The 13969-nt window shown below is 38.3% G+C and carries 8 protein-coding genes; 3 read left to right on the top strand and 5 right to left on the bottom strand.

All coding sequences use genetic code 11. The features are described 5' to 3' along the window. Positions 1 to 2 precede the first annotated feature (2 nt). Positions 3 to 2123 (top strand): heparinase II/III domain-containing protein, encoded by a 2121-nt coding sequence (locus NSTC745_RS15150; RefSeq protein WP_445637870.1) that lies wholly within the window; start codon positions 3 to 5, stop codon positions 2121 to 2123. 316 nt (positions 2124 to 2439) lie between these two features. On the opposite strand, the gene NSTC745_RS15155 is transcribed toward NSTC745_RS15150, so the two are convergent. The 5 genes from NSTC745_RS15155 to NSTC745_RS15175 form a co-directional block, all read right to left on the bottom strand. Continuing rightward, positions 2440 to 2670, bottom strand: coding sequence for an EF-hand domain-containing protein (locus tag NSTC745_RS15155; RefSeq protein ID WP_445637871.1), 231 nt, complete (start codon positions 2668 to 2670; stop codon positions 2440 to 2442). A 149-nt stretch (positions 2671 to 2819) separates the two neighbouring features. Next, positions 2820 to 5150: a WD40 repeat domain-containing protein gene (locus NSTC745_RS15160; RefSeq protein WP_445637872.1), complete on the bottom strand. Its 2331-nt coding sequence runs from the start codon at positions 5148 to 5150 to the stop codon at positions 2820 to 2822. A 532-nt stretch (positions 5151 to 5682) separates the two neighbouring features. Continuing rightward, entirely contained in the window at positions 5683 to 6072 is a 390-nt protein-coding gene (locus NSTC745_RS15165; protein ID WP_445637873.1) for a hypothetical protein, read from the bottom strand. A 607-nt stretch (positions 6073 to 6679) separates the two neighbouring features. Next, positions 6680 to 6976 carry a hypothetical protein gene (locus tag NSTC745_RS15170; RefSeq protein WP_445637874.1) on the bottom strand — a complete coding sequence of 99 codons (297 nt, stop codon included), beginning with the start codon at positions 6974 to 6976 and terminating at the stop codon, positions 6680 to 6682. A 389-nt stretch (positions 6977 to 7365) separates the two neighbouring features. Beyond that, entirely contained in the window at positions 7366 to 9459 is a 2094-nt protein-coding gene (locus tag NSTC745_RS15175) for a TonB-dependent receptor plug domain-containing protein (RefSeq protein WP_445637875.1), read from the bottom strand. A 1987-nt stretch (positions 9460 to 11446) separates the two neighbouring features. On the opposite strand from NSTC745_RS15175, the gene NSTC745_RS15180 reads away from it, so the two are divergent. Continuing rightward, entirely contained in the window at positions 11447 to 12358 is a 912-nt protein-coding gene (locus tag NSTC745_RS15180; protein ID WP_445637876.1) for a UbiA family prenyltransferase, read from the top strand. Positions 12359 to 12406: 48 nt separating this feature from the next. Further along, on the top strand, positions 12407 to 13867 hold the full coding sequence (locus tag NSTC745_RS15185; protein WP_445637877.1) for an FAD-dependent oxidoreductase: 1461 nt from the start codon (positions 12407 to 12409) through the stop codon (positions 13865 to 13867). Positions 13868 to 13969: the final 102 nt, after the last annotated feature.

Consider the following 13969-nt stretch of genomic DNA (forward strand, 5'->3'; position numbering starts at 1 on the left):
AAATGTTAATTGCAGATAATGAACTTATAGAACTAGAGTCTGCCCTTAAGATAGCTGATGACCGTAGGCAAGATTTTTTGATAGCTCTAATCGAGCGTACTATAAATAACACTCGCTTTCCAGGTTTAGTACAACCTTCAGATACGAATGAATGGTGGCATATTAGCTGGGAGCGGTTAAGCGATGTAGCGTTTATCTGCTTTTTAGCAAATAAGTCAAATAATTTCCATCAAGTAATTAAAGCTTGTGGCTTAACCCCTGAAACAGAAATTGTCAGGCTCAGAGAATGGTTGAAGTCGGTTGTATTAGATACAATACGTAAATCTCCAGATGAGTGGGTAGGCCCGTCGTATAGAAGAAGAAAACGTATTAAACGTCTTTTAGCGCACCTGGAAACTGCTCATGCGGGTATTGCTGTGGCAACTGTTTTCGATCTTTGCCCAGATATATTTACTGCTACTGAGTTAGATGAGATTCGTGAAGCTTTGATAAATAAGCCCCAGAAACTTTGTCAAGAATGGCTCAACAATACCATTAAAAGACAAAGAATTGCCAATAACTGGTTTATGGTTCTGCTGAATGGCTACGGTACGATATCTGCAATTATTGGCGATCGAGTTGGTGTAGAAAAATCGGTAGAAAACTATGAACTGGCTACCAAGCTATATAACCAAGATAGCTATGGCGAATCTCTACAATATTGGAACTACGCAACTTTCAATCTAGCGCACTTATTTGAAGTGCTTGTACGTTATAACCCTTCTTTAGAACACGAGCTTGATATATCTTGCTATACGCGCAGTATACCTTGGGTGGTGTCATCATTTCTTGAGATGAAACAGGTTGCAGGCTGGGGAGACTTAGCTTATCCTCATTCTTTAAATTGGGGTGATTCAGCAGCTGTTTTTCGACCTACCGCCGATCTTTTGCTTCATATCTCTCGACGGGCAAAAAAAAGTATGCCTATAGAAGCGGGTCTTGCATCTTGGATTTTTCATGAAACTTATCAAGATCCAAAACTAGGCCCTGACGATCGAGCAACCTTCGGCTTTTTTAACAATTTTCTGTTCCCGACCATACTCAACTGGAAATATGCTGAAAATTCCATAACACCTGAACAGGCTAACCTTCCTCTAGTAAAACGATTCGAGAACGGTAACGTTATCGTCCGTGATTCCTGGCATAATCCATCTATAGTTTTATCTGTTCAAGCAGGATACGAACCTTTAAGGTCTGATGGACATCGACACGAGGATCAAAACAGCTTCATACTCTCCTATGGTGGAGAAAACTTCTTTGTAGATCCTGGACATTGTTGTTATCGTCTTGATATCCAAGCTCAATCAAAATCCGCAGCTTCTCACAATACTTGGAGTTTTATCACCAAGACTGGCTCAAGGTTGAAACAAAATCTTGTACAAGGCAGTATCTACAAAGATATACCGGCTCTAAATAAGTTTAAACTTCTTTATCAAGAAGGAAATATGACTGTAATCGAGTCTGATGCCGCAGATGTTTATGGTAAGCCTATCCAAAAAGCTCAGAGAATGTGGATTGTGTGTGGTACGAATAGTATCTTCCTTGTAGACACAATTAAATCCAACCAACCTGTAGCAGTTGAAACATCTTTTTTGTTGAATAATCGAGAAGGAAAACTTCAAACTCAAGCGATCTCGCCTCGTCATTTAATATTTCGCCGTAATAATGTTGCCATAAAGTTTGTACTAGTAACTGCAATTTCGAGAAACTACTTTTGGAATCAAGATGATTCTCTATTTTTGGACGAAAACAATCCTGATACTGGTGCAACTTTTTCCCAAAGATGTGGTTACGTTCATGAATTTTATCACCCCCTACCTAACCAAAAAGGTCAAGGGGCTGAGGGATCGGGCATAATATCTACATGGACTACCCCTATTGCTAGCGAGCATCTGCTTATCTATGCTATTGCTATGGATAGCATTCAGCATATTTGGGATTGGAAAATTGAGACTTTAAATAACAATACAATTATGCTTTATGCTCCTTCAAAAAAAGGAAGTTTTCAATTAGAAATGAAACAAGACGGCAGCTTAATAGTTGAAGAATCCATTTATAAAACACGCATAACTATTCCTGATTAAGAGGCTGTTTTAGTTGATTAGGGTGTGTGCTAGGCTAAAGCCATAACACACCCTATTTAGACTTTTACTAGTCCCCAATCCCCAGCTATATCTCAATACGCTTGGTGTTAAGGAAAATTGTAGGTTGGGTTGTAGCTTGCTTCCCCGTAGGGGTACGAAGTGAAACCCAACAAAGCACCTAATATGTTGGGTTTCGTTCCTCAACCCAACCTACAGGAGTTTAGTTTTAGGACTTACGCACTCAAACCTGAAACCTCGATCCCCCCTAGCCCTCCTTAAAAAGCTATCCATTAGTCACATCTTTCTTTACAATCTGCTAGTTTAAATTCCCAGCCTTTTCAACAACACTCTTTAACTCTTCAAAGGTGATACTGCCATCTTTATCTCCGTACATACTCACCAATTCCTGGGGACTGCTGACACCTGTTTCTGCTGAGATGACTGCACTTAAGCCTGGGCTTAAAAAAAGCTCATTTATCGAAACTTTACCATCTCCATCGCTATCCAAGGTATTAAAAAGAGATTGAAGCTCTTGCTCGGTTGCCATAATTTTTCTATTTGAATTAATTGTTCTTCGATCGTACAGGACTAGGGCGATCGGCAAAATCATCCTTAGTATAAAAAAACTGCAACATCCCTCTATCGTTCGATTGGCACTTTCAGATGTCAACAAAAAGATTCTTCCCCAGTCCCTTGCTATATCTGCCAAATTTTGATGGTTCGATCTGTACTACCGCTAGCGAGTAACTTACCATCAGGACTCAGGGCTAGAGAATTCACCGTTTCTGAATGGCCAGTAAGGGTTTGCAGCAGTTCGCCTGTGGAAAGTCGCCAGATTTTGATGGTTTTATCTGCACTACCGCTAATTAGAGTTTGTCCATCGGGAGTAACGGCTAAGGATTTTACTGTTTGTGAGTGTCCAGTTAATGTGTGCAGCAGTTTACCAGTAGCTAAATGCCAAACTCTGATGGTTGTGTCAGCACTACCACTGAAGAGGAGTTGTGCGTCGGGACTCATAGCAATTGAATTGACTTCGCCATCATGACCGTTTAGCGTGCTTAACGGGTCGCCTGTCCGTGGATTCCACAACCTGATTTTGTTATCAGAGCTACCACTGGCAAGAATCGTACCATCAAGGCTGATTGCTACGGCATGAACAGCCGATGAATGCCAAAGGGTACAAATGCGGTCGCCTTTATCTAAATTCCAAATCTTGATTTTATTACTGCCACTGGCGAGAATTGTACCATCTGGGCTGATTGCTACAACATTGACGGGTTTTTGATGCCCTAAAAGTGTGTGCAATACTTTGCCTGTTTTCAAATGCAAGACTTTGACATTACTTCTGGGGTGTTCGCAGCTACCAATAGCAAGGAAATTACCATCGGGGCTAATTGCTAGAGATGAAACTTCACCTAAATTCTCTGTGAGAGTACGAATTAGTTTGCCAGTTCGCAGATTCCAGAGATTGATGGTTTTGTCTGCACAGCCGCTAACTAAAATCTCGCCATCAGGACTAACAGCCACAGAGGTGACTTTACCAGCATGTCCGGTGAGGGTGTACCTGAGATTGGCATTTTCTAAGGTAAGTTTATATTTGAGAGTGGCGATCGCATCTAAGAGTTTTTCTACAGCTAAAATATTTTGGCGATCGCTCACAGTTGTAAAATATTCTTTTAAGTTTTGGAAATACTCTTCATCTTCAATTCTCACAGCCGATTGCATCGCCTCTAAGGGGTTAGCAAATTCCTGTGATAAGGCTTGACGCAATTCCAACCATGTGCTTATTGAATAATCAATTTGTTCTTGTGCCCAAGAGCGATCGGGTAAATGAGATAAACTTTGAGCTAGTTGCAAAGCCAATTCTGGAACCCAGTAACGTCGTTCCTCTTCTAGAGCTTGGTACACTTGTTTATAACCCGTGGCTATTGCTTGCACAGATTGTAAATCGAAAGCATCTTTGAGCAAACTTGGCAGCAACTTTGGCAGCAAAGGCGGTACATCGTAATGAACTAAATGATAAATATCCGCTACCCAAGCAGCAACCAGAAAGTGACAAGTAATCAACACCTGGCAAAGCTTTTCAAAATCTTGATGATTAACTTGATATTGCAAGGATAACTTGCTCACATCAATCCCTTGAGCCTGCCATTTTTCTGATTTTTCTAAAATAGCCAAATTAAATACATTATCTCTACCCAAGAGATTGATTTCTTCTAAATTTTCTCCTAACGCTAATAACTCATCTCGAATTTTTTTCCACTCCAGAGCGCGACTTTTAGCAGATTCCTGAAGAATTTCTTTATAAGACAATCGTGCAATTGTTTTGTAATAATATTTATCTTGTTTCAATCCCCAATAAGCAATCCGAAAATTTAGGTAATCTCCATCATTTTCTGACTCTAAAATTAAAATAGGCTCTGTTTTTAATATGCCATACAGAGCCTTGATACTGGATTCACTATGAAAACGTTTACTATCCCAAGCCCCTGCTAAAAATTCTGTTGGTCTAATGGGATTGTGTAAAGAATAATGCTGATTGAACAATTTTCTTAAACCTTCAGCCAACATTAGCTCTATTTCAGATATCCCATCAGTCTTATGTTCAAATTGGTCGAATTTGATTTCGGGAGGAGCAAGAAAAACTTTTATCGGAGTGCGTCCTTGATTTGTATGAGATTCTAAAATTTGTGACGGATATAATCTTAAAGGCCAACTATCAAAAATTTTATATACTTCTGGTAACTTGAGAGCAGTTTCTCTTTCTTGATTTGCTACTTTTAATTGTGTCTCACGCTGATAAACAGCTAATTGTTGTTGCAGAAGTTTTGTTTGTTCAAAACTTGAGTCATAGCTATCATTTTCTGCCATCATATTCTTGCCAAACCTGACAGCTTCATTGACAACTGTTGGCAATAGATAATTAGTTGTAGTCAGACTTTCTTCTTTTCTCTTTTGTATCAAGTCTACAATTACAGGTGCAAACTCTAATACCAATTGAATTAGTAATCTTAGCCCTGGCTCCATAAGGAGATTCCTGTTAAATAAATAACACTAACAGCGTGCAGAAAATCTGAATAATAGCCGAGTGTTAGACATTGTATAGACAATACATGTGACTCTTTGTCTATAGAATGTCATCTATCCAAAAAGATAACATGTATTGTCCAAATTTTCCTGGAACAGTTATCCGGCGTATGATGTGGGATTGAGACGCACCATCTAGTATTTCGTTTAACCGATGTGTGTTACCAAGCTATCAAACGATTATAGCCATCCTAAATCATTTCAAGACGGATTTTAGATTTTGGATTACCCCCACGGATAAACCTAAAGGAGGAGCCATTGATTAAAAAAAATCTATCGCTTGTTCCGTATTATCTATTCCTAAAGATTACCAATAAATCAATTATTCAATTTTGTAAAACCTTGTGGGGTGGGCGTCTCGCCCGCCCCTAACTCTAAGCACACAAAATATCGATTGACAATAATAATTTCGATATTTTTTAATTTGCAAATCCCCTATTGCCCATTGCCCATTGCCTAACTCAAGACGCCGTTAAAATCTGATTCCCACTTGCCCATTAAAACCGCGAATAGAATTGTAACCAGCACCTACAAAAACGTTATCAGTAGCGCTTACCTGAACGCCACCTGAAACCGCAACACCTTTATCTTCTGAATAAAGCCCAACTCCTACATAAGGTGAAACTACAGGCAAACTGATAAATTTCAAAACATCTACTCCTGTAGCACCATCAGGGCCTGTTCCTAGTTCAACTCCAAAATTCAAAGCCCTAGCTCCTACAGCATAAGTTAGATCGCCATCTTTACCACCCACTGAAACCCAAGGTTGCGGTATCAGTTGAGCCGATGCTTGACTGGGAGCAAATAAAGTGAAAAATCCTATGGATGTAATTAATGTTTTAGCAATAAACCCTATTTTCACGTTGTTTTCCTACACTAACTGCCGCATTTTAATAGTTTTCTCAGAACTCGCTTATTCCAGCACTGCTGTTAACTAAGGTTTGTCCATCATGGCTAATGCTGACGGAATGAAGCTCATCTAAGTGCCCGCATTCAGACAAAAAAATACAGCGTCTTTCAGGTAAATGAAGCACATGGGTAGGGGCTTTACAGCTGTACATTGGTGTCAACTTAACGTCAAAACATTGTAATGACGTTATATCAAACTTAACTCAATTACCAATTAGTCCGGACTTACCCCACCCCGGCTTTGCTGACGCAAAACCTCCCCTCCCTTGCTAAGGGGAGGGGATTGAGGGGTGGGGTAAACGGCTGTGGAACAAAGCTTTGGGCTTAAGTTGACACTGATGACAGCTGTAAAGCCCCTACGATGATCTGTACCTCACTCGTTTGCAATCTGCTGTATTTATCCAATTAGCATTACGAGTCGCAAAAGCAGCTTTTCAAGTCAGAAACTTGATTTGGGGTCTGTAAAACATCTTAAATTAGACTTATAGCTTGATAATCCTACAACAAACGCTTAATTAAGATTAACTAGTCAGTTTTTAATCCAAAATCTCAAATCCCTGCTACTCCCAAGTGGATACATGTCGCAACACATCGGGAATTTCCCCTTGGGACAACGGAAACTCTAACATAGTTTCTCTATAACCCAAATACCCAGATTCAGCGAACGATAGCAGCATCCGCGAAAGCGCCAGCCAAACCTCCGGTTCGTATTCCCAATCACGATACCGCGAAGCTTGGCCAGCAATTGAACGTAGTGCCCAGAAATATGAATTTCTCACGACTGAACCGCCCTTTTTGAACTCTGGCAAATCTTCATGGTGGATAAAAAGTATTTTATTTTCAATTTTCGCTCTCATTGAAATTTTAGATTTTAGATTTTAGATTTTGGATTAAAACTAAATGTTAATTAAGGTAGGTTATAGCTTTAGCCTAACGCACCTTATATAAAATAGTGCCTAAAATGTTCCGATCGTATTTTTAATTATTAGGACTTACGCAAACTCTACGAAATATTGGCGTTCTTCTCTACGAGACGCTTCTCTACGAGACGCTACGCGAACGCGTTCGCGAAGCGTTCCGCAGGAAAGGCGTCTTGGCGGTTCGATAAATTAAGCTTTTTGGCTATTTTTGCGTAAGTCATGATTATAAATAATCGCTAAACCAGCATAATTATTTACAAAATAAAAATAGGCAATAGCTCTTGCTTATTGCCTAACTTGAATATTTATCTTGCTGAACTACTTACCTACAAACTTGAGCTTAAACCTATACGAAAAGTAAAACCAGGGCTATATATGCGATTAACTCGCTCGTATTGTTCGCCTAACAAATTTTCGAGATAAACTGTCAGTCCTAAATTGCTAGTTAAAGGTATACGACCGGTAAAATCTAAATTCACAAAAGATGGTGCAAAATCTGTAATCCTATCACCAGGGTTCGTAAAGATAGATCTGCGAGCGCCACTGTTGTAAGTAACATATAAGTTAGCTTGCCATCCTGCATTTTGATAACCTACACCAGTTTGGAGTACAGAGTAAGGAATTAAACCCAACTGCAAACCTCTTTCTGCTCCTGTTTTGATTTGGGCATCTGTATAAGTATAGTTGAGAAAAGTTGACCAGCCAGCAGCAATTTTTAATTGCAATGCGGCTTCTAAACCATTGGTATCTACTAATCCAATGTTTGCCCATCTTCCTGCTATGATTCCCAGGCGATCGCGTATACTACTACCAAAGTAAGTAAATTGTCCAATCAAATTGTCAGAAAATTTGACATCCACTCCTGCACTCCAAGTGGAACCGATTTCTGGCTCTAGATCTGGGTTAGGTTCCCAACCATGAACCGTATCATAAACATATAACTGATCTAACCCAGGATTGCGCTGTCCCCCGGCCCAACTTCCACGCACTGCTACTATTGGTGTAACTGCATAACGTAAACCGGCACTAGGATTTAAATAACTTCCAAACTCGCTATCAAAGCTTTGTCTTAGTCCCAAATCTACCAGAAAACTTTCGCCAATATTCAAAGTATTCACAGCAAATAAAGCTGTATTGAATAAACTCCTATTTTCAGTTTCGTTAGTGCCAATCCTACTAGGATTTGTACTCAAAACATCACCGTTTAAGTCGGTGTTTTTCAAATCTAAACCCCAACGCAATTTATTATTAGCAGTAATCCTCCATTCATGATCTACTCTAGCTGAGAGTTGTTGTGTATCTAAAACTCCTGTACGGGAAAATATTCCTGTAGGCCCATAGGTGCTGAAATAATCTTGGTTATAACCAATTGTTGTTGTCAGATTAGAGTTTTCTCCATTACCAAGCCGACTTTTCCAAGATAAGCCAACATTTAAACCGTCGTGGTCTAACCTATCTTGCTGGAGAGGAAAACCAAAATAAATTAAGCCGCGACGACTGCTGAGTTTAGTAATATCTAAGTTCAAAGAATTTCTTCGATCTAAATCTAGACCAATGCTACCAAAGTAAGTACTTGTAGCTGTGTCTGCATTCGATAAAAACCCTTGACTATCGCGATTTGCTGCACCTACAGGTACGCGATAACGGTTATCTGAAAAGAATCTTTCAAAGCTAAAGTTGTATTTTACAGAACCAACCGAACCACCATAGGTTACTTGTTGATTATTTAAACTCAATGAGCCAAATTCTGTAGTACCAGAAAATCTCGGCTGTCCATAACCTTCTTTGGTGATGATATTAACAACTCCCCCAAAGGTTGAGGAACCATACAAAGTTGATGCTGTGCCGCTATATAATTCTACTCGCTCGATCGCTTCTACAGGAATGCTATTTAAATCAGTTGCACCGTGATAGGTGTTGACATTATTATTAATTGGTCTGCCATTAATCAGATATACAGATTGGTTAATTGAAGCTCCCCGGTAATATGTTCCTGTGTGAATATCTGCGCCAGGGCCAACATCATTGATAGCAAAACCAGGCATTCTTTTGAGAACATCAGCTAAACTGCTTGCACCTTGCTTTTGAATCTCTTCTTTCTCAATTACGTAAGTTGGTGTAGACTGAGGCAGGCTATCTGGTTCTGCGATCGCTTCTATATTAATGTCTTCATCATCGCTAGGTTCTGACTCTGTTTCCGGCTGAGTTTCTGACTCGATTTCACTCGGTGTAGATTCTTGAGTTAATAATTCAGCATTAGTCGCCGGTAAGTCGATTTCACTCAAACTCGGAATATTTGAAATAGCTTCGGTTGATTTATTCGTATTTCTCTGCTCAATTTCAGTATCAGCAGCTAAACCAGGAAATGCTATCAGTAAAGTCGGTAAACCTACTGTTAGCAAGGAAAAATACTTTTTCACGTTCTCTCACACCAAGTTAAAACAGTCACCACGCGTATTCTTGCGGTTGCATAACAACTATGTCAAAAGACACAGTGTCATATTTGCAGCAATTAGATCTACAGCACCTCAGATTTTGCAGCAACTTCAAAAGCTCCTACTCCAAAAGAAGTAGTTGTATGTGTTTTTAATTCGGAAGTTCTTAAATCAGCGATCGCTCCTCATACTGAACTCTATATTATTTTAGATACATAAGCGCTATTGTCTATAATCCTTTTGCAAAGCATTTTTAGGAATTTATATCAGAAATTAAGTAATAGCTCAAGTAACAAATAGATATATCTTTACTGATATTTCAGACTTAAATACACACAATCAGTCTAGTTACGCATTTATAACCATATTTTATAGCTTTTGTCAATCTATAAACATAAATATAATTTTATACTGTATTTATTTTATACTTTAATTTTATGTATATATTAATATCTTTCTTTTGATAGAAGATTATATCTATTGCCAGGTTTTTAGCTTTTTATTCAAATAGGATACATCTTTTTATAAAGTTGTTTATATCAAGAAATCATGACTTATAAGTAAAATTACTTATACTGCCCGTATATAAATTGAGAAATTTGTTTTTTATCAAATATTATTAAAATATCGATACATAAAAACTTGCTTATATATCTATCAATTAAGCAAAATATTTAGGCTGGCTAAGTAGATAAAAGTAATTTTATTGACAAATAATTTTTATTTAATTTTAAAAATAACTACAGACTATATGCATTTAAGTTAAGAAAAATCAAAGGTAATATTTTTGACAACCACAGAAAAAACAGTTTAATGAAAATAAGAAATTAATCTATAGAATAGGTAAGTCGAGCTTTTAGGCTATGACTGAAAAAAATTATTAACAGAGCAATATTTATTTTATATAGAAAAAATGCTCAAATGGATTATTCAAAAAAGAGGATTTATCTGTAGGATTTTCCATTTTTAATTATGCAGATAGTCAACAGCTAAGCTTTGTGGAGTACAAAACTTTTTAAAACAAATTTTGAATTAAAATCCGGGGCTAAGCTGTTAAGTAAGCTCTTATAAAAGTTAGAGCTTTTTATAATATATTTTGCTAATTTTAAATATTGGTCTAAGTGCTTAAAGCCTAACTAAGTATTACAAAGTACACATTGTAGTAAAAATATCTGTCAGTTAATTAAAATTGCTTAAGAATACGGTTACGATTATAAAAAAAAAGTTAAATAATCATTCATAAGTTAAAAAGTTCAACCGAACACCACTAAAAAACAACTATTATACTTGACTACTATAGTAGCCAAGGGATATTTTTCTCATAAAAAAATTCTTAAATCATTTGAGATTTTAATAAAATGGTAAAAAACTAATTATTCATATAAATCTACAATAAAAACCAATTTAGGGTATCTAAATATTCCAGTTTACCAAAACATATTATACCTTAAATATGCTTTTTAATGCTGCTTTTAGCAGAATAATTTAAAAACTAAAATAAATATGTAGATATAGTAGTTGAAATTTTACATCTACATATTTGGATATCAGAATTTTAGTTAAAAGCTTCCATTTTCGAGGGTTTGGATATCTGATTTAGTAGAAACGATCTCATTTTGGAAGACAGATTAAGAAATTTAATTTAGTAGTCATATAGAAATAGTAGTTTCTTGCTCGGTAGCTTTTAGTAAAAAGCTCTTTTGATGATACTGCTCGCTATTTATTACTACAGCAATCCTAAATTAATTGCGAACACTAAAGATTTTTTGCGATCTCTTGTCTAGGCATACCTGTCTAGGAAAGTTTTGATGCAACGCTAGTTTGGTACAAGTCGAGGAATCTGCCCAAGCGACTTGTTAAACCTGGCGCTGAGTCTGATGCGCGAGATTTTTTTAAAATCTATTGTTCGTAACCTAAATAGATAGCTGTACTACTAATTGGATTTGAAAATTACTTAAGGATAGAAAAAACAATGGATGCACAAACTAGAGTTGTATCTTCAAATTTTGCAGCAATAAATTTATCCAAAAGTCTGCTTCGAGAGTTGCATTTACTTTGGCAATTTACCGGGCGTGATATTTCGAGTACGATCGTACCGCCAATACTATTTATAGTAGCTGCGTGGCATTATGTACAATCATCTTTTAGTGAATTTCTTTTTGCATTGCCATGTGGCACATTATTTGTTTGGTTGTACCTTTTCTCTTTTTGTTTATCTAACCAAATAGCCGGTGTAGAAGAGGATCGAATCAATAAGCCAAATCGCCCACTAGTAACAGGAAAAATCTCCGTTCATGGAGCTTTAGTGAGATGGTTTTTGAGTATGGCCTTATTTACATTTGTAGGCTGGTACTTTGGGGTTCTAGAATGGGCTTTAATCTGCCAGATGGTTGTGATTCTGCATAATTTTGGCGGTTGGGATAAGCACTGGATTACCAAAAACTTCTTAATTGGATTAGGTACATTCGCGCACTTGGCGGCAGTCTGGCAATTAATGGCGCCAATTACACCGATTGCCTGGCGCTGGCTATTTCTCATCGGTGCCATCTGGAGTACATTAGTCGCGGTTCAGGATCTTCGAGATATAGAGGGCGATTTGGCTGTTAACCGAAGCACATTTCCCATCGCTTTTGGAGAAAAAGCAAGCCGATTTCTACTGAGTCTGGGCTTTGGATTACTACCATTTATCATCCATTTCATATTGATGATGCCCACGCAAAGTACTGCAAGTACTTTATTGTGCGATGTTGTACTGGCAGTATTTAGCTGGTTCATTGCAGCCCGGATTGTATTTAATCGCTCTCCACAAGAAGATCATCAGACTTACATGTTCTTTACTTACTGGTACTGTCTTGTTCTGGGTAGTGCGATCGTTGTTCTTTAACTCATACGACAGAATTCACGAGCAAACTTTTCTCAAAAGGTAAGAAGCATGACTAATTTAGAAGTATTGACTTTATCTTTACAATCATCTGTTCGCCGTCCTCGACATGCTGTTGTTATTGGGGGAAGTATCGCAGGACTGCTAGCTGCAAAAGTACTGACTAAGTATTTTGAGCGAGTAACTGTTATCGAACGGGATAACTTCAGACAAGAAGCAGAACATCGCCACGGTGTACCCCAATCTCCTCATGTCCATACTCTGCTCAAGCGTGGTTTGCAGGCGTTGGAAGAACTTTTTCCTGGTATAGAGGCTCAATTAGCTGACTTAGGTGCATCCGCCATAGATTGGGGAAATGACTTGCCCTGGCTGGGTTTTGCAGGTTGGGCACCCCGTTTTAATTCTGGTTTAATTACCCACACTTGCAGTCGCAATCTTCTAGAACAAACTATCCGCCAGCGATTAGCTGCTCAAGACAATCTTGTGTTTATGCAAGAAGGACAGGTAGTTTCTTTATTGTCTAGTTCAGATCGGACTGGTGTTACAGGTGTACGAGTGCGTTTTCGCAACCAACCAGAAACAGATTTAACTGCTGATTTGGTTGTGGATGCGAGTGGACGCAATTCACCGGCGCCTCAATGGTTGGAAACAATGGGTTATACACCGCCTCAAGAGACAGTAATCAACTCTTTTTTGGGCTATGCCAGCTGTTGGTATGAGCCTCCAAAAAATTTGCAATATGATTGGCAATGTTTGTACGTAACAGTACAACCACCAAATCACAATCGCGGTGGCGTAATTTATAAAGTTGAGGGTAATCGTTGGATTCTCACACTTATAGGTGTAGGTAAAGATTATCCACCTACGGATAAAGATGGCTTTTTAGAGTTTGCTCGTAGCTTGCGATCGCCAGCTATCTATGAGGCTATCAAAGAGGCCCAACCACTTTCATCCATCTATGGATACCGGCGGACAGAAAATCGCCTGCGTCATTATGAAAAACTTAAAAGATTGCCAGAAGGCTTTGTGTTGGTGGGTGATGCTGTCTGTGCTTTTAATCCAGTCTACGGACAAGGTATGACGGTTGCTGCTTTAGATGCATTGACTTTAGATCGATGTTTAAATCAGCAATTATCTAACCATCCCGACGGTAATTTAATCGGTTTATCTCGACACTTTCAAAAACAATTAAGCAAAATAATTGCCGTACCTTGGCTAATGACAACAGGCGAAGATTTACGCTGGCATACCACTGAAGGAGGACAAACCGACTTCATCAGCCGACTCATGCAACTTTATCTCGATCGAGTGTTATTACTACAAACTGAAAATGCCGAAATTCACAAGACATTTTTAGAAGTAATACACATGTTAAAGCCACCTACTGCATTTTTCCACCCCAGTATCAGCACAAAAGTGTTGAAGCAAGCGATTAATTGGCAAAGGAAAAATGAGCAGTTTACTGATGAACAAAATGTTCCGAAAAAACTCTCTGCGATCGCACAATCATAAAAGGGATTGGGGATTGGGGGCTGGGAAGATGAGGTAAATGAAGGAAAGGGATAGAGGAGAATAAGCAATGCCCAATGCCCAATGCCCCATGCCCAATCCCCA

Source organism: Nostoc sp. DSM 114161, from assembly GCF_052692665.1.

Bases quoted from the DNA above. Each gene is read 5' to 3' on its own strand.
- NSTC745_RS15150 (WP_445637870.1), top strand. From the start codon at position 3: ATGTTAATTGCAGATAATGAACTTATAGAACTAGAGTCTGCCCTTAAG.
- NSTC745_RS15155 (WP_445637871.1), bottom strand. From the start codon at position 2,670: ATGGCAACCGAGCAAGAGCTTCAATCTCTTTTTAATACCTTGGATAGC.
- NSTC745_RS15160 (WP_445637872.1), bottom strand. From the start codon at position 5,150: ATGGAGCCAGGGCTAAGATTACTAATTCAATTGGTATTAGAGTTTGCA.
- NSTC745_RS15170 (WP_445637874.1), bottom strand. From the start codon at position 6,976: ATGAGAGCGAAAATTGAAAATAAAATACTTTTTATCCACCATGAAGAT.
- NSTC745_RS15180 (WP_445637876.1), top strand. From the start codon at position 11,447: ATGGATGCACAAACTAGAGTTGTATCTTCAAATTTTGCAGCAATAAAT.
- NSTC745_RS15185 (WP_445637877.1), top strand. From the start codon at position 12,407: ATGACTAATTTAGAAGTATTGACTTTATCTTTACAATCATCTGTTCGC.